Annotated in this window: 17 protein-coding genes; 15 read left to right on the forward strand and 2 right to left on the reverse strand. The window is 74.0% G+C overall.

Features of this window, described 5'->3' with window-relative positions; all coding sequences use genetic code 11:
- Positions 1-4 precede the first annotated feature (4 nt).
- From ACFIF2_RS01795 to ACFIF2_RS01865, 15 genes are all read left to right on the forward strand, one after another.
- A complete protein-coding gene (locus tag ACFIF2_RS01795; RefSeq protein WP_395570639.1) occupies positions 5-307 on the forward strand; it encodes a gas vesicle protein GvpG in 303 nt (100 codons plus the stop codon).
- Positions 304-957 carry a hypothetical protein gene (locus ACFIF2_RS01800; RefSeq protein ID WP_395570640.1) on the forward strand — a complete coding sequence of 218 codons (654 nt, stop codon included), beginning with the start codon at positions 304-306 and terminating at the stop codon, positions 955-957. The genes ACFIF2_RS01795 and ACFIF2_RS01800 overlap by 4 nt, the downstream gene beginning before the upstream one ends.
- A complete protein-coding gene (locus tag ACFIF2_RS01805; protein ID WP_395570641.1) occupies positions 954-1,952 on the forward strand; it encodes an SRPBCC family protein in 999 nt (332 codons plus the stop codon). Before ACFIF2_RS01800 ends, ACFIF2_RS01805 begins: the two co-directional genes overlap by 4 nt.
- Before the next feature lie 39 nt (positions 1,953-1,991).
- Positions 1,992-2,336 carry a gas vesicle protein gene (locus tag ACFIF2_RS01810; RefSeq protein ID WP_395570642.1) on the forward strand — a complete coding sequence of 115 codons (345 nt, stop codon included), beginning with the start codon at positions 1,992-1,994 and terminating at the stop codon, positions 2,334-2,336.
- The gene (locus ACFIF2_RS01815) at positions 2,333-3,214 is read left to right on the forward strand and encodes a GvpL/GvpF family gas vesicle protein (protein ID WP_395570643.1); all 882 of its coding nucleotides are present in this window, start codon (positions 2,333-2,335) and stop codon (positions 3,212-3,214) included. The genes ACFIF2_RS01810 and ACFIF2_RS01815 overlap by 4 nt, the downstream gene beginning before the upstream one ends.
- A gap of 44 nt (positions 3,215-3,258) precedes the next feature.
- Positions 3,259-3,468 (forward strand): gas vesicle protein, encoded by a 210-nt coding sequence (locus ACFIF2_RS01820; RefSeq protein WP_055421623.1) that lies wholly within the window; start codon positions 3,259-3,261, stop codon positions 3,466-3,468.
- Positions 3,465-3,761, forward strand: coding sequence for a gas vesicle protein K (locus ACFIF2_RS01825; protein ID WP_395570644.1), 297 nt, complete (start codon positions 3,465-3,467; stop codon positions 3,759-3,761). The genes ACFIF2_RS01820 and ACFIF2_RS01825 overlap by 4 nt, the downstream gene beginning before the upstream one ends.
- A 143-nt stretch (positions 3,762-3,904) precedes the next feature.
- Complete coding sequence (locus ACFIF2_RS01830; RefSeq protein ID WP_395570645.1) at positions 3,905-4,990, forward strand: substrate-binding domain-containing protein; 1,086 nt, start codon at positions 3,905-3,907, stop codon at positions 4,988-4,990.
- A 127-nt stretch (positions 4,991-5,117) separates the two neighbouring features.
- The gene (locus ACFIF2_RS01835) at positions 5,118-6,449 is read left to right on the forward strand and encodes an extracellular solute-binding protein (RefSeq protein ID WP_395570646.1); all 1,332 of its coding nucleotides are present in this window, start codon (positions 5,118-5,120) and stop codon (positions 6,447-6,449) included.
- A gap of 24 nt (positions 6,450-6,473) precedes the next feature.
- A complete protein-coding gene (locus ACFIF2_RS01840) occupies positions 6,474-7,463 on the forward strand; it encodes a carbohydrate ABC transporter permease (RefSeq protein ID WP_395570647.1) in 990 nt (329 codons plus the stop codon).
- Positions 7,460-8,323 (forward strand): carbohydrate ABC transporter permease, encoded by an 864-nt coding sequence (locus ACFIF2_RS01845; protein ID WP_395570648.1) that lies wholly within the window; start codon positions 7,460-7,462, stop codon positions 8,321-8,323. The genes ACFIF2_RS01840 and ACFIF2_RS01845 overlap by 4 nt, the downstream gene beginning before the upstream one ends.
- Entirely contained in the window at positions 8,320-9,351 is a 1,032-nt protein-coding gene (locus ACFIF2_RS01850) for a hydroxyacid dehydrogenase (protein ID WP_395570649.1), read from the forward strand. Before ACFIF2_RS01845 ends, ACFIF2_RS01850 begins: the two co-directional genes overlap by 4 nt.
- Positions 9,348-11,243, forward strand: a complete 1,896-nt coding sequence (locus tag ACFIF2_RS01855; RefSeq protein ID WP_395570650.1) for a DUF2264 domain-containing protein — start codon at positions 9,348-9,350, stop codon at positions 11,241-11,243. The genes ACFIF2_RS01850 and ACFIF2_RS01855 overlap by 4 nt, the downstream gene beginning before the upstream one ends.
- 129 nt (positions 11,244-11,372) lie before the next feature.
- The gene (locus ACFIF2_RS01860; protein WP_395570651.1) at positions 11,373-11,597 is read left to right on the forward strand and encodes a hypothetical protein; all 225 of its coding nucleotides are present in this window, start codon (positions 11,373-11,375) and stop codon (positions 11,595-11,597) included.
- A 139-nt stretch (positions 11,598-11,736) separates the two neighbouring features.
- Positions 11,737-14,016, forward strand: a complete 2,280-nt coding sequence (locus ACFIF2_RS01865; protein WP_395570652.1) for a catalase — start codon at positions 11,737-11,739, stop codon at positions 14,014-14,016.
- 67 nt (positions 14,017-14,083) lie between these two features.
- Here ACFIF2_RS01865 and ACFIF2_RS01870 read toward each other — a convergent pair whose 3' ends face one another.
- Positions 14,084-14,965 (reverse strand): YegS/Rv2252/BmrU family lipid kinase, encoded by an 882-nt coding sequence (locus tag ACFIF2_RS01870; protein ID WP_395570653.1) that lies wholly within the window; start codon positions 14,963-14,965, stop codon positions 14,084-14,086.
- 73 nt (positions 14,966-15,038) lie between these two features.
- A complete protein-coding gene (locus ACFIF2_RS01875; RefSeq protein ID WP_395570654.1) occupies positions 15,039-16,637 on the reverse strand; it encodes an FAD-binding oxidoreductase in 1,599 nt (532 codons plus the stop codon).
- Positions 16,638-16,716: the final 79 nt, after the last annotated feature.

Here is a 16,716-nt window from a genome sequence, read left to right on the forward strand (position 1 = left end):
CGCGGTGGGACTCGTGAGCGGTCTCCTGCTGCTGCCCCTCGCTCCGGTGCGCGGCACGGCGTGGATCGCCGACCACCTCCTCCAGGAGGCCCGGCGCCAGACCCACGACCCACGCGCCGTACAGGCGCGGCTGGCCGCCCTCAACCGTGCTCTGGACGAGGGCGCGATCGACGAGGCGGCCTTCGAGAGGGAGGAGGAGCGCCTGCTCGACCTCCTCGAACGCCCGACCCGGCCGCCCCGGCCCACCCGGCCGACCGGTGGTACGACCACCACGGACCCCCACCCAGCGCGGAGAAGGCAGCTATGAGCGACAGCAGGACGGCGGCCGTGGCAGCGGCCGTGGCGGGCGGATACCTCCTGGGCCGCACGAGGAAGGCCAAACTGGCCTTCGCGGTCGGCTCCTACCTCGTGGGCCGGCGCGCCGGCCTCTCCCCCGGGCAGGTGCTGTCCCAGGGCCTGGGCGGCCTCCGGCAGGCGCCTCAGGTCCAGGAACTGACGGACCAGGTGCGCGGTGAGCTGCTGACCGCCGGGCGCGCGGCCGTCACCGCCGCGGCGAACCGCCGGCTCACCGGCCTCGCGGACGCACTCCGCGACCGTACCGACGCCCTCACCGGGGCGGGCCGGCCCGGCGACGAGCCCGCGGACCACGACCGGGACGACGCGTACGACCGGGACGACGGCGACTACGAAGAGCACGAGGAGTACGACGGCGACGGCGGGTCCCGTCGCGGTGACACCTCGGACGAGGACGCCTACTTCGACGAGGAGGACCGGGAGGAGGCACGGCGGCCCGCGCCGGGGCCGCCCCGGAAGACGGCCAAGAAGGCGCCGTCGCGCAAGCCGGCACCTCCCGCCAAGAAGGCCGCCAAAAAGACCGCCAGGAAAACCGCCGAGAAGGCCCCGCCGGCGAAGAAGGCCGCGGACGCGGGCGGCAGGCACGGGGGTGGGCGCGGATGACTCCGGACCGGCAGGGCGGCGGCGCGCCGTCCCCCCTCGGCGACCTCAAGGACGCGCTCGGCGGCTACCTCGCCGCCACGGGGCACAGCCTCGTCGGCAAGGCGGGGGAACGGATCGGCGGGCTGACCGAACGGCTCACCGAATCGGCCGACGGCGGCGGCTCCTCGGGCGACGGCGGCTCTTCGGGCAGCGGCGGCTCCTCGGGCGACGGCGGCTCGGGAGGCCGCGGCGGAGGGGGAGGCGGGGCCCGCGGTGGCAGCGTGAAGGCGACGCACATCATGGAGACGGTGGACATCGGTGTCCCCCTGCGCACCGTCTACGACCAGTGGACGCAGCTCCAGGACTTCAGCGGCTTCACCAAGGGCGTCCGCAGCGTCACCCCCGCCGACGAGGTGACCTCGGACTGGAACGTCAAAGTCGGTCCGTCGAGCCGGAGCTGGAAGGCGACCGTCCAGGAGCAGGTTCCCGACGAACGCATCGTCTGGACCTCCGAGGGCGCCAAGGGCAGCACCCGGGGCGTGGTCAGCTTCCACGCGCTGGCCCCCCGGCTCACCCGGGTCGTCGTGGTCGTCGAGTACTACCCGGCGGGCTTCTTCGAGAAGACCGGCAACCTCTGGCGCGCCCAGGGGCGGCGGCTGCGCCTGGACCTCAAGCACTTCGCACGGCACGTGACCCTGATGGGCGACGACGAGGTCGAGGGCTGGCGCGGCGAGATCCGCGACGGCGAGGTCGTGAAGAGCCACGAGGAGGCGCTTGAGGAAGAAGAAGAGCGGAACGCCGACGACACGCGCGAAGAGGGCGGCGAGGACGGCGCCGCGTACGAGGACGAGGAAGGCGATGAGGAGGACGAGGAGGAAGGTGACGACGACGAGTACGACGACGAGGCCTACGGCGACGAAGGCTACGCGGAAGACGACGAGGAAGAGGACGAGGAAGAGGACGAGGACGACGACGAGGACGAGGAGGACGACCGGCGTGCCGGCCGCCGTCGCTGACCTCACCGCCGACGCCCCCGCCCCCTCGGGGAGGACGCGGTGACCGACCTCGACCACCGCTACGCGGGTCCGGAGACACAGCCGTACGCGCCCGTCACCGGGAACCTCGCCGACCTGCTCGAACGCGTCCTCGACAAGGGGATCGTCATCGCCGGCGACATCAAGATCGACCTGCTCGACATCGAGCTGCTCACCATCCGGCTGCGCCTGTTCATCGCATCGGTGGACACCGCCCGGAAGGCGGGCATCGACTGGTGGGAGACCGACCCCGCGCTGTCGTCGCGGGCGGCGCGGGACGCTCTCGCCGAGGAGAACGAGCGGTTGCGGGCCCGGCTCGGCGCCCTGGAGGAGGCCGGCGAGGAAACCGTGGGAGCCGCCCGGTGAGCGCGTCCGCGGCCGCGCCGGAGGCCGCCCACGTCGTCTGCGCGTTCGCCGTCACCCGCACCCCGCCGGACGGCGCCGCCCTGGCCGCGGTGACCGGACACGAGGAGGGCGGTCCGCTGCGCGTGCTGCGCGCGGGCGACCTGTACCTCGTCGTCCAGGACGTGCCCGCGGCCCTGTTCGACGAGCGGGCGCTGGCGGAGCGGCTCAACCGCCCCGACGACCTCGAACGCTGCGCCCGCGCCCATCACCGGGGCGTCGAGGCCGCGGCCGGGCGGGGTCCGGTCGTGCCGCTGCCGATGGCGACGCTGTACCGCGGCGACCGGAGCGCGGAACGGGCCGTGACCGCCCGCCGGGCGGTGCTGGACGCCCTGCTCGACCGGCTCCGGGGCCGCAGGGAATGGGCGGTGAAGGTGCACGGCGCCGAGTCCGCGAGCAAGGCCGGGGCACGTGCCGATGTCCGCGCCGGGAACGGTCCCGGCCCGGCCCCCGGCGGGCGTGCCTACCTCAGCCGGGTCAGCGCGCGACGGCGCGAGGGGCAGGACGCGCGGGGGAAGGCACTGGCCGAGGCGGAGGCCGTCGACGCCGAGCTGCGGCGGTACGCCGTGGCCGCGACGCGGCACCGCCCGCAGAGCGAGCGGCTGACCGGCCGGCGTGCCCCGCAACTGCTCAACGCGGCCTACCTGGTGGAGGACGCGGAGTGCGCCGCCTTCACCCGCGCCCTGGACCGGGTGACCGCCCGGGGCCGGTATCCGGCCGTCGAGGTCGGCGCGTCGGGCCCGTGGATCCCGTACTCCTTCGCCCGCTGGGACGAGGAGCGGGACGGGGAGCAGGAAGAGGAGCAGGAACAGGAAGAGGAGCGGGAGGTGGTCCGCGCGTGACCGCCCTCGCCCCCCGTACGCCCGGCCCCGCCTCCGGCGCCTCCGTGCCCTGGGGCGGCCCCGAGCCGTACGCGCCGGTCGGTGTGCCGCTGGTCGACCTCCTGGACCGGGTGCTGGCGACCGGCGTCGTCGTCAGCGGGGACCTGGTGCTGGCCATCGCCGACGTACCGCTGGTGCGGATCTCGCTGCACGCCCTGCTGTCGTCGGTGAACGAGCGGGTGCCCGCCCCCTGGCCGGACAGCGGGCCGCTGTGACCGCGCCCCGGGCCCACGCGTCCCTCGACCTGGACCCCGAGCGGGTCACGGACGACCTGGCCGCCCTCGTCCTCACGGTCGTGGAACTGCTGCGCCAGCTCATGGAGCGCCAGGCGGTGCGCCGCTTCGACGAGGGCACCCTGAGCACGGAGCAGGAGGAGCGGCTCGGGACGGCGCTCATGCTGCTCGACGAGCGCATGGACGAGCTGTGCGAGCGGCACGGACTCAGCCGCGCCGATCTGAACCTGGACCTCGGACCGCTCGGCCCGCTCCTCGCGAACCAGGAACCGTAGGATCCGGCCCCCGTCCACAGGGCCCGCGCACCCATGCTCGTATGCTCCGCGCCCCGGTCCGACCTGGCGGCGCACCCCGGAAACGAACGATCGCTATGATGACGGCGAATCGCTCAAACGAACATTCTGGGTGGGGAGACCTGATGCGGGAGCCGGTCGATCTCAGGCGCCAGCGGATCCTCGCGGCGGTCCAGGCGCGCGGCACCGCGCGCGTGCGCGACCTCGCCGACGAGTTGCAGGTCTCGGTGGTGACGGTGCGCCGGGACGTGGAGGAGCTGACGCGGGAGGGCCGGCTGCGGCGCGGCCACGGCGTCGTCCGCTCGACGCTGCCCGCCCAGGAGGCCCCCGCGCCGGACACGGCCGGCGGGGACCGCGTGGCGGTGGTGGTGCCGGAGCGGCACTCGTACCTCACCGAGACGCTGCACGGGGCCCGCACCGTGCTGGAGGAGGCCGGGGTCCGCCTCGCGCTGCACATCGCGCCCCAGGCGGCCGGCGCCGAACGCCCGCTGGTCGAGCGGGCCCTCGCGGACGGCGCGCGCGGTCTGCTGCTCGCGCCGCGGTGGAACAGCCTGGCCGCCGAGGAGGCCGACCACGGGTGGCTGTCCGCCCTGGAGGTGCCGACGGTGCTCATGGAGCGGCGCCCCCGGCGCGGCAGCGCGGCGCACGTGCTGGACTCGGTCTGCTCGGACCACTGGTACGGCGCCCACCTGGCGATCGAGCACCTGGTGGGGCTCGGTCACCGGCGCCTGGTGTTCGCGACGCGCGACGACAGTCCCACCGCGCGCACGCTGCGGGCGGCGCTGGCCGAGATCGCCGACGCGCACCCCCTCGTGGAGGAGTGGGCGTGGGCGCTGAGCACGCCGGAGTCGGGGCCCGAGGGCCCGTACTCCGCGGACGAGACGGCCGAACTGCCGGTGGTGCTGCGCAGGACCGGGGCGAGCGCGGTGGTGCTGCACGGGGACGTGGACGCGCTGATGATCGTGCAGCGGCTGGCGGCCGAGTCGGTACGGGTGCCCGGGGACTGCTCGGTGGTGGCGTACGACGACGTCGTGGCCGGGCTGGCGACCCCGCCGCTGACCGCGGTGTCCCCGCCGCGGGCGGAGGTCGGCCGGGTGGCCGCGGAGCTGCTGCTGCGGCGGCTGCGGGAGGCGGGCGGGCAGCCGGCGCGGCGCGTCGAACTGCTGCCGAGGCTGAGGGTGCGCGGGTCGACGGATCGCCGGGCCGAGTGAGCGTTTGAGCGTTTTATTTTCTTCTGATCGATCTATTGACCGTTTGAGTCAGGGCGTTCAGGATTCCCCGTGTCCCGAACAGTCGTGACCGCACACACGCGGGCACGCAGGAGCCGCGGGAGGCGCCATGCCCGGACGACCCAGCCGCCGGTCCGTGCTCGCCGCGATGTCCGCCGTACCCCTGACAGGAGCCGTGAGCGCCTGCACCGGGGAGAACGGCTCATCGTCGGCCCGCACGGGCACCACCACGCGCATCACCTTCTGGTCCGCCCTGCGCGGCAGCCAGGAAGTGGTCGACGCGTTCAACCGCACCCACCGCACCGTCCAGGTGGAGTTCCAGCAGATCCCCTCCGGCGGACAGGGCGGGTACGCCAAGCTCAGCAACGCCGCCCGGGCCGGCAACGCGCCCGACGTCGCCACCATCGAGTATCCGCAGGTGCCGGGGTACGCCATCGACGGCGTCGCCCGCGACATCACCGACCTGGTGAGTGACGGCCTGCGCCGCAAGCTGCTGCCGCAGGCGCTCGGCCTGACCACCTTCGAGGGCCGGGTGTTCAGCGTGCCGCTGGACGTCGAGCCCATGGTCATGCACTACCGGGCCGACCTGTTCGAGCGGTACGGACTGACGGTCGCCCGCACCTGGGACGAGTTCGCCGAACAGGCCGCCCTCGTGCGCCGCGAGGCACCCGACCGCCGGCTGGTGCTCTTCCCCACCGACGGCATGACGCAGTTCGCCTGCTACGCCTGGCAGGCGGGCGCCCGGTGGTTCGACACCTCGAAGGGCGCCTGGAACGTCTCCCTCGCCGACGCGCCCTCCCGGCGGGTCGGCGCGTACTGGCAGCGGCTCATCGACCGGGACGACGTCTTCATGAACGCCGTCGAGAGCAGACAGGCCGACGCGCAGATCGGCAACGGACTGGTCCTCACCCGGCTCACCGGCGCCTGGGACGCCGGCGCGCAGATGAACGCGCGGCCCGGACAGAAGGGTCAGTGGCGGATCGCGCCGCTGCCCCAGTGGGACACCGGCAGCCCCTCGGTCGGCACGCACGGCGGGTCCACCTTCGCGGTCACCAAGGACAGCCGTCATCCCGAGGCCGCGATGGAGTTCATCGAGTGGCAGGTCTCCCACCCCGACGCCCTGCGCGCCCGCCTCTCCAGCGGCACCAGCAGCCAGTACCCGGCCGCGCCCGACCTGGTCTCCGTGGGCCGCGACGCCTTCGACCGGTCGTACTACGGCGGGCAGGACATCTACACCCTGTTCGAGCGGGAGGCCGAGAAGATCGGCGAACAGTGGCTGTGGGGGCCGCGGATGAGCGCCACCCAGAAGGTCATGCAGGACTCCTTCGCCCGCGTCAGCGGCGGTCGGGGCACGCTCGTCGAGTCCCTGCGCACCGCTCAGGAGGGCACCATGCCCGACCTCAGGGCCCTGGGCCTGTCCACCACCCAGCACACCACCTGAGCCGACGAAAGGCAGGTGACACCCATGACCACGACCACCCCCACCCGGGTGCCGGCCGGCGCGTCCCGCGCCGGCGCCCCGGACGACCCCGCCACCGACGGGCGGCGCGCCCGCAGAGCGGCCAGGCGCCGTCAGGTGACCGCCGCCGGCGTCCTCATGACGCCGTTCTTCGCCCTGCTGGTCACCGTCTTCCTGATCCCCGTCGGCACGGCCGTCTACCTGAGCTTCTTCAGCGACGACCAGCCCGGCCTCGGCTTCGGACCCGAGCGCACGGTCTTCGTCGGCCTGCGCTCCTACGCGGCCGTGCTCACCGACCCCACCTTCCTCGGCGGACTCGGCACGGTCGCGCTGTACTGCCTGATCTACCTCCCGCTGATGGTCGTCGGCGCGCTCGCCCTCGCCCTGCTGCTGGACTCCGGCGTGGTCCGGCTGCGCGCCTTCGCCCAGCTCGGCCTGTTCCTGCCGCACGCGGTGCCCGGCCTGATCGCGGCACTCATCTGGCTGTACCTCTACACGCCCGGGATCAGCCCGGTCATCGAGCTGTTCGCCCAGGGCGACATCACCATCGACTTCCTGGGCGTGCACACGGTCATCCCCTCCATCGTCAACATCGCCCTGTGGAGCAACCTGGGCTACAACATGGTGGTCTTCTACGCCGCCCTGCAGGCCGTGCCGCGCGAGGTGATCGAGGCGTCCGTGGTCGACGGCGCGGGGCCGGTGCGCACGGCGCTCCAGGTCAAGACACCGCTGGTGCGGGCCTCCATCGTGATGGTCTCGATCTTCACCCTGATCTGGGCGCTCCAGCTCTTCACGGAGCCGATGCTGCTCAGCCAGTCCTCCCCGATGATCAACTCCCGGTTCTCGCCGAGCATGTACATCTACGACGCGGCCTTCACCCGCAACAACTACAGCCTCGCGGCGGCCGCCTCGGTCGTCCTCCTCGTGTGCACCATCGCCCTGTCCTACGGCGTCACCCGCTTCACCAGCCGCGCCGACGCCGAGGAGGCCCGATGAGCGCCACCGACAGCTCCCTGCTCCGCCCGAGACTCCTGGGCCGTGCGACGGTCAACGTGGTCGTCGCGATCTCCGTCCTGTACACCCTGCTGCCGGTGCTGTGGCTGGTGCTCGCCTCCACCAAGACCCGGGACGCGCTGTTCAGCAGCGACCTGCTGTCCCTGAGCGACTTCTCCTTCGTACAGAACCTCGACGACCTGTTCGCCATGGACGGCGGGCTGTACGGCCGCTGGTACGTCAACAGCCTGCTGTACGCGGTGGTGGGCGCGGCCGTCGGCGCCCTGGTGAGCGTGGCCTGCGGCTACGCCTTCGACAAGTACGGCTTCCGGCACAAGGAGAAGCTGTTTGGCCTGGTGCTGGCGGCGGTCATGGTGCCGCAGACGGTCCTCGCGCTGCCGCTGTACCTGATGGCGTCCGAGGCCGGCCTGGTCAACACCTTCTGGGCGGTGTTCATCCCGGTGCTGTTCAACCCGTTCGGCGTCTACCTCGGGAGGATCTTCGCGCGGGGCTACGTGCCCGACGAGGTGCTGGAGGCGGCACGCGTGGACGGGGCGGGCGAGCTGACCACGTACGTCCGGGTGGCGCTGCGCATGCTCGGCCCCGGTCTGGTCACCGTGTTCCTCTTCCAGCTCACCGCGATCTGGAACAACTTCTTCCTGCCCATGGTGATGCTGTCCGACCAGGACCTGTATCCCGTCAGTCTCGGCCTGTACCAGTGGAACAGCGCGGCGTCCGTCTCGCCGGAGTACTACCCCGTGGTGATCATGGGTTCACTGCTCGCCGTGGTACCGCTCATCCTCGCCTTCGTCCTGCTCCAGCGCTTCTGGCGGAGCGGGCTGACCGCCGGAGCCGTCAAGTGACCCCGCACTCCCCCGGTCCCGGATTCCGGCCCCGTGCCGCCGTGGCCATGTCCCAGGACGCCGCCGCGGCCGTCCTCGACCCGCAGTCGCTCGCCGCCTTCCGCCGGGTCTGCGACCTCGCGCCGTTCCCGGTCCTGGACGACCTGTCCACCGCGCGGGCCCGGTCGGTGCTGGCCGAGGTGGACCTGCTGATCACCGGCTGGGGCTGTCCCCGGCTGGACGCCCAGGTGCTGCGGGCGGCGCCGCGGCTGCGGGCCGTGGTGCACACGGCCGGCAGCGTCCGCGGCCACGTCACCGAGGCGTGCTGGGACCGGGGCGTCGAGGTCTCCTCGGCCGCCGCGGCCAACGCCCTGCCGGTGGCCGAGTACACGCTCGGCATGATCCTGCTCACCGGCAAGCGGGTGCTGGAGCGCGCCCGTGACTACCGACTGTCCCGCGCCCGCGGCAACTGGCTGCGCACCCCGCGCGGCGTCGGCAACTACCGCCGTACGGTCGGCATCCTGTCGGCCTCGCTGATCGGCCGCCGGGTCGTCGAGCTGCTGCGCCCGCACGACGTCGAGGTCCTCCTGCACGACCCGTACGTCACCGACGCCCAGGCCGCCGAACTGGGCGTCGAGCGCGTCGAACTGCCCGAGCTGTTCGCGCGCTGCGACACCGTCAGCGTGCACACCCCGCTGCTGCCCACGACGCGCGGCCTGGTGAGCCGCGCCCTGATCGACGCGATGCCGGCCGACGCGGTGCTCGTCAACACCTCCCGGGGAGCGGTCGTCGACCAGGAGGCGCTCACCGACGCCGTCCTGGCGGGCCGGATCCGGGCGGTGCTGGACGTCACCGACCCCGAGGTGCTGCCGGCCGGCCATCCCCTGTGGGACTGCGAGAACGCGCTGATCACCCCGCACCTGGCCGGCTCCGAGGGCAACGAGTGGCGCCGGCTGGCCGACCTCGCGCTGGCCGAGACGACCCGCTGGGCCTCCGGTGCCGGCTTCCTCCATCCCGTACGACGCGAAAGGCTGGCGTTCCTGGCATGAACATCCCGTTCGAACTGCCCACCGAGGACCGTGCGCTGAGCCCGTACACCGGTTACACCCGGGATCACTGGGAGGCCGTCGCGGACGGGCTGCTGTGGGCCGCGTGGCGGTGGAGCACCCCCGGCTGCGCCCTGCTCGACCTGCCGGGGCGCCCCTCGCGCTCGGGCACGCGCTCCGACGGTCTGGAGGGCTTCGCGCGGACGTTCCTCGCGGCGGCCTTCCGCGTCGCGGGCGCCGGCGGCGAGGACCCGCACGGCTGGCTGGCCCGCTACGCGCGCGGCCTGGCCTCGGGCACCCTCTCCCCCGGCCGCGACGACACCGAGTCCTGGCCGCTGATCCTCGACCACCACGTGCAGGGCCAGCCGATGGTGGAGTCCGCGTCGGTCGCGCTCGGGCTGCGGCTGACCGCGCCCTGGCTGTGGAAGAACCTCGACGCCGGGGTGCAGGACCGCGTGGAGGAGTGGCTGCGCGGCGCGATCCGGCACGTGCCGGCGCCGAACAACTGGTACCTGTTCCCGTACACGGTCGCCGGGTTCCTGGAGTCGGTGGGCCGCGGCGACGCCGCGACGGCCGCCGTCCGGGAGCGGGCGCTGGAGCTGATGGAGGGCTGGTACCGGGGCGGCGGCTGGTACGCCGACGGCGACGGACGCGCCTTCGACCACTACAACGGCTGGGCGCTGCACCTGTACCCGGTGCTCGACGCCCACCTCGCCGGCGACACCGGACCGGCCGCCGCCCGGTACGGGGAGCGGCTGCGCGAACACCTCGACGGCTACGCGCTGATGTTCGGCTCGGACGGGGCGCCGCTGCACTACGGCCGTTCGCTCGCCTACCGCTTCGCCGCGTCCGCCGCGGTGGGTCTCGGCGCGGTCACCGGGCACACGCCGCTGGCGCCGGGCGCCTCGCGGCGGCTGGCCAGCGGCAGCCTGCGCCACTTCCTGGAGCGCGGCGCGCTCACCGACGAGGGGCTGCTCAGCCTCGGCTGGCACGGCCCGCACGAGGCCACCCTCCAGCCGTACTCCGGCCCGGCCTCCCCCTACTGGGCGTCGAAGGCGTTCGTGTCGCTCCTCGCCCCCGCCGGCCACCCGCTGTGGACGGCCGAGGAGCAGCCGGCGCCGGTGGAGGAGGGCGACCGGGTGCTGGCCCTGCCCGCGCCCGGGCTGCTGGTGCAGGCCACCCGCGACGACGGGATCGTACGGCTGCACAACCACGGCAGTGACCATGTCCGGCCGCACGAGGGCGAGTCGGCCGCCGAGGACGACCCGCACTACGGGCGGCTGGCCTACTCGACCCGGACCGGCCCCACGGCGTCCGGGAACACCGCCGACAACCACCTGTCGGTGGAGGTGGACGGCCGGCGCAGTGTGCGGCGGCGCGTCCACCCGCTCGGCGCGGGAGGCGGCGAGGGCTGGGGCTGGGCGGCGTCCTGGCACCGGCCGGTGTTCGCCGACGGGCCGCCGATGGTGCCGGGGCTGCGGGTGGAGAGCGTGACGGTGGCGCGGGGCCCGTACGAACTGCGGGTGCACCGGGTGGTCGGGGCGCCGGCCGGGGCGCGGCTGACGCAGACCGGCTGGGCCACGGGCCCGGACGAGCCGCTGGTGTCGTCGCTGCACGGCCTGCACGGCTGGCGTACCGGACCCGAGACGGTCCGCGCCCCGCAGGGCACCGCGTACGCGCCGTGGGCCGAACTGCCCCGGCTGTCCGGGGAGGCGGGCGGCACCACCCTGCACGTCTGTCTGGCCGCGCTGACCGGTGAGCCGGGGCCCGGCGCCCTCGCGCAGGCCGTCACCCGGGTCGTGGCGGATGACAGCGGCACCGAGGTGGTGTGGGCCGACGGCGGGCGGACCCGGGTCGCGTTCGGGCCGCCGGCGGTGACGCACACCGAGGCGTAGGGCGTCCGCGAGGCCCGGGGGCCCCGGCCGGTACCTCCGGCCGGGGCCCTCCCTCGTGCGCGCGTCTGGGGTGGCGCGCCCCGGCCCGGCCGGTGACGCTGGTCCGGGACCGGTGAGAAGGAGATCCCCGTGCGCGAGTCGAGGTACGCCGTGAGCGCGGCGCTGGCCCTGTCGTTGCTGTGCGCCGCCCCGGCGGCCGCCGCGGCCGGTCCCGTACGTCTGCCGGCCGAGGTGACGGCCGGTGAGTGCATCCGGGGCGGCGGCTTGATCATCATTTCGGTGGACGGGTCGGGGACGGGTTCCTTCACGAAACGCTGTCAGGGCGGCACCCACGACGGGGAGACCGTCACCTGAGACGGCCGTCCCCGTTCCCTCGCGCATGCCTTGAGTCCGGCTCGCTGGGTACGCGGTCACGGCCCACCACGGCAGTCGGTACTCGTATGCGTCCGGCCGCGAGCAGCGGCCCGCCCAGAACGGAACGGAGACAAGGCTGATGAGCGAGGCCAACCCCCTCAAGCGGGTAGCCCACAAGGTCACCGAGACCCTGACGGGTGAGGGTGGCGGACCCGCGGACGGGATCCCCGGCAAGCCCGGTCCCGTCTCGCCCTCCGTCGCCGAACCCACCGAGCCCCGGGAGCCGCTCCCGCCGAAGCCGGACCAGAGCGGCCCCGACACCGTGTCGCCGACCGGTCAGCCCACCGGCGCCGACCAGGCCCGGGTGGCCCAGTCCGGCAGCTACCTGACGAACGCCCAGGGCACCCGGCTGTACGACACCGACCACTCGCTGAAGGCCGGTCCGCGCGGGCCCGTACTGCTCCAGGACCACCATCTGCGCGAGAAGGTCATGCACTTCGACCACGAGCGCATCCCGGAGCGCGTGGTGCACGCCCGGGGCGCGGGCGCGCACGGCGTCTTCCAGAGTTACGGCACGGCCGCCTCCGTGACCAAGGCCGGGTTCCTCGCCGCGGACGTGGAGACGCCGGTGTTCACGCGGTTCTCGACGGTGGTCGGCTCGCGGGGGTCGTCGGACACCGTGCGCGACACCCGGGGTTTCGCGACCAAGTTCTACACCAGTGAGGGTGTCTTCGACCTGGTCGGCAACAACATCCCGGTCTTCTTCATCCAGGACGCCATCAAGTTCCCGGACGTCGTGCACGCGGCGAAGCCGCACCCGGACCGGGAGATCCCGCAGGCCCAGAGCGCCCACGACACCTTCTGGGACTTCGTCTCGCTGCACACCGAGGCGACCCACCACACCATCTTCTTCATGGGCGACCGGGGCATCCCGCGCTCCTACCGGATGATGGAGGGCTTCGGCGTCCACACCTTCCGGCTGGTGAACGCCGAGGGTGCCACGACGCTGGTGAAGTTCCACTGGAAGCCCAAGCTGGGCGTGCACTCCCTGGTGTGGGACGAGGCCCAGATGATCAACGGCATCGACCCGGACTTCCACCGCCGGGACCTCGCCGACGCGATCGAGGCGGGCGCGTACCCGCAGTGGGAGCTGGGGATCCAGACCTTCCCCGACACGCCGGAGCAGACCTTCGAGGGCATCGACCTGCTGGACCCGACGAACCTCGTCCCCGAGGAGCTCGCGCCGGTGCAGCCGATCGGGCTGCTGACCCTGAACCGGAACCCGTCGAACTTCTTCGCCGAGACGGAGCAGGTCGCCTTCCACGTCGGTCACCTCGTCCCGGGCATCGACGTCACGGACGACCCGCTGCTCGCGGGCCGGCTGTTCTCCTACCTCGACACGCAGATCACGCGGCTGGGTGGCCCCAACTTCCCGCAGCTGCCCGTCAACCGTCCGCAGGCGCCGGTCAACGACATGCTGCGCGACGGCATGCACCAGACGGCCGTGCACCGCGGTGTCGCGCCCTACCGGCCCAACTCCCTCGACGGTGGCTGCCCGTTCACCGCGGGGGCGGACGCGGGTGCCTACATCGAGGCGCCGGTGAAGATCCCGGCGGCGTCGAAGGTGCGCGAGGCGCCGGAGTCGTTCGCGGACCACTTCAGCCAGCCGCGCCGCTTCTGGCTGAGCATGAGCCCGGTGGAGCGCGAGCACATCATCGGCGCCTACACCTTCGAACTGGGCAAGTGCTACGAGCAGGCCGTCCGGGAGCGGACGCTCCAGGTGCTGGCCAACATCGACCCGGAGCTGTGCGCGGGCGTCGCCGAGGGTCTCGGCCTGCCCGCCCCGGCACCGACCGTGCCGCTGGCCGACGTCGAGCCCAGCCCGGCGCTGTCCCAGGTCGGGGGTGTCTGGCCGCTCGACGGCCGGGTCGTCGGCATCGTCACCGGCGGGGCCGACCTGGAGGGTGTGACGGCCGTGCGGGAGGCGGTGCTGAACGCCGGGATGGTGCCGCTCGTGGTGGCGCCGACCGGCGGCACCATCGGCTCGGGCGACGGGGCGCTGACCGTCCAGCGCAGCTACGTCACCGCGCGGTCCGTCGAGTTCGACGCCGTCCTGGTGGCGGGGACGCCCGACATGGGCGGCGACGCCCACACGCCGCGGGACTACAAGGCCACGCCGCCGCCCGCGAGTCCGGGGACGATCGACCCGCGGGTGAGCCTGCTGGTGTCGGAGGCGTACCGGCACGGCAAGGCGATCGGCGTCTGGGCGGGCGGCGAGGCCGCGCTCGAGGCGTCGGGCGTGCCCCACGACGCTCCCGGCGTGGTCGTGGCGGCCTCCGGCACCGCGGCCCTGGAGCAGCTCACGGAGCTGATGGGCGCCCACCGGGTGTGGGAACGCTTCACCACGCCCCGGGGCTGACCGTCGTACCCGCCGGGCCGGACACCGTGGATCGGTGTCCGGCCCGGCGGTGTGTTCAGCGGTGTGTTCAGCACAGGACGCGCAGGGCCCCCGGCAGCACCCTCGCCGTCACGGGGACGACGGCCTCGACCTCGCCGTCGGCGCCGTAGGGTATCGGCCGGTCGGCCTCGACGCGGACCTCGCGGCCCCGCAGGACGCGTACCTGGGGCCTGCGGACGTGGGCGCCCGACGCCAGCTCGTTCATCAGGGCGAAGAACAGCCGGCGCGGCGCCTCGTGGATCATCACGACCTCCAGCAGGCCGTCGTCCACGCGGGCGGAGGGGGCGATGTGCCGGTTGGAGCCGTAGTAACCGGAGTTGGCGGCCACCACGGTGTAGCCGCTGAAGGCGTGTTCCGTGCCGTCGACGGTGACCCGGTAGCGCGTGGTCCGCCAGCCGGCCACGGCCCGCAGCGCGCCCGCGTAGTAGGAGGCGGTGCCGCGCAGCAGGCGCGCGTGGTTGGCGTGGTGGTTGGCGAGCGCGTCGACGCCGGCGTAGACGCTGCCGAGGACCACGGTGCGGTCGTGGACGGCCGAGGTGACCTCGATGGTGTCGACGGAGCGTGGGTCGCCGTGGAGCAGTGTCCGGGCCAGGTCGGCCGGTCCGGCGGGCAGCCCCAGGGCGCGGGCGAAGTCGTTGCCGCGCCCCGCCGGGACCAGCCCGAGCAGCGCGCCGGTACCGCTGAGGGCGCCGCCGATCCCGCCCGCCATGCCGTCGCCGCCGACGGCGAGCACCACCCGGCCGCGTTCCCCGGCCCGCCGGGCGAGTTCCCGGGCGTGCGCGAGGCTGCGGCTGTACTCGGTCTCCAGCTCCGCCCCCGCCTCCCGCAGCAGCCGGGCCACCCCGAGCAGCGCGGCGGCCGAGGTGGCGCCGCCCGCGGTGGGGTTGACGACGGCGGTGAACTGTCGCATCGATGTGCCTCCGGGCTGACGGGTGGTGCCGGACTGTTGTCTCACGGGATGGCGGTGCGCCGTCTCGGCGGGGTCAGCCGGCGGGCAGCAGGACGCCCGGGCTGAGCACTCCGGCGGGGTCCAGGGTCCGCTTGACCGCGCGCAGGGCCTCGACGCCGAGGGGGCCGGCCTCGCGGACGTACCAGTCGCGGTGGTCGGTGCCGACCCCGTGGTGGTGGGTGATGGTGCCGCCCGCGGCGAGGATCGCCTCGTTGGCGGCGTGCTTGGCCCGGGTCCAGTGGGCCACGGCGTCCTCGCCCTGGGCGCAGACGACGGTGAAGTACAGGGAGGCGCCGTTCTCGTAGACGTGCGAGATGTGGCACATGACCAGCGGCGGGGTGCCGGCCTCGGTGAGGGTGCCGGTGAGGGCGTCGCGGACGGCGGTGTACAGGGCGGGGATCCGCGACCAGTAGGTCGCCGTCTCCAGGGTCTCGGCCAGTGCTCCGACGTCGAGCAGTGCGTCGCGCAGGTACGGCGCCGAGTAGCGGCCGTGCGCCCAGCGTTCGCCCGGTTCGGGGCCGGCGAAGGTGCCGCCGTGCGCGCGCAGTACGGCGGCGGCGCCCTCGCGGCGGTGCGCGGTGTCCTCCTCGGTGCCCTCGAAGCCGACGACCGCGAGGCATCCGGCGTCCCGCCGTTCGAGGGAGGCGCCGATGGCGTCGGGCTGGGCGAGGCCGATCAGCGTCTCGGTCTCGTCGGACAGCCGCAGCACCGTGGGGCGGGGGCCGTCCTGGGCGAGGCGGCGCAGGGCGGCGGCGCCCTCGTCGAAGGAGGCGAAGCGCCAGCCCTCGTAGCGGCGGGCCGCCGGCCGGGGCCGCACGCGCACGGTGACCGACGTGATGACGCCGAAGGCGCCCTCCGAGCCCAGGACGAGCTGGCGCAGGTCCGGGCCGGCCGCGGAGCGCGGGGCGCGGCCGGTGTCGAGGGTGCCCCGGGGGGTGGCGAGGGTGAGGCCGAGGACCATCTCGTCGAAGCGTCCGTAGCCGGCGGATGCCTGTCCGCTGGAGCGGGTCGCGGCGAAGCCGCCGATGGTGGCCCACTCGTAGGACTGGGGGAAGTGGCCGAGGGTGTAGCCGCGTTCGGCGAGGAGCGCCTCGGCCTCGGGGGCGCGCAGGCCGGGCTCCAGGGTGGCGGTGCGGGAGACCTCGTCGAGGTCGATCAGGCGGTTCATGCGGCGCAGGTCGAGGGCGACGAAGTCGGCTCCGTCGCCCGGTGCGAGGCCGCCGACGACGGAGGTGCCGCCGCCGAAGGGGACGACGGCCAGAGCGTGCCGGGCGCAGGCGTCGAGCACCGCGAGCACCTCGTCGTGGCTGTCCGGCAGGACGACGGCGGCGGGGGTGCCGTCGGTGTCGCCGGTGCGCATCCGCAGCAGGTCGGGGGTGGACTTGCCGCGGGTGTGGCGCAGGCGGCTCTCCGGGTCGGTGCGCACGCCGTCCGCGCGGTCGCCCACGGCGGCCTCCAGCGCACGGCGGGCGGCGTCGCCCAGGGACGGCTCGGGGACGTCGATCCCCGCCAGCGGCACGGACGCGGCGTCGTGGGGCTTGACGCCGAGCAGGTCGCGCAGCAGCCCGGTCACCGGTCCGGGCAGCGGCGTCGCCCTGGCCGGATCGCCCCAGCCGTTCCACAGCATGTCCATCGCCTGTCGTCCTCACGGTCGGTTCGGGGGTGCGGTCGAAAAGCAGCCGGCGGGACGTCGGGGGACGCGGTCCGCACGA

Source organism: Streptomyces sp. BK79, assembly GCF_044142145.1.
Lineage (GTDB): Bacteria > Actinomycetota > Actinomycetes > Streptomycetales > Streptomycetaceae > Streptomyces.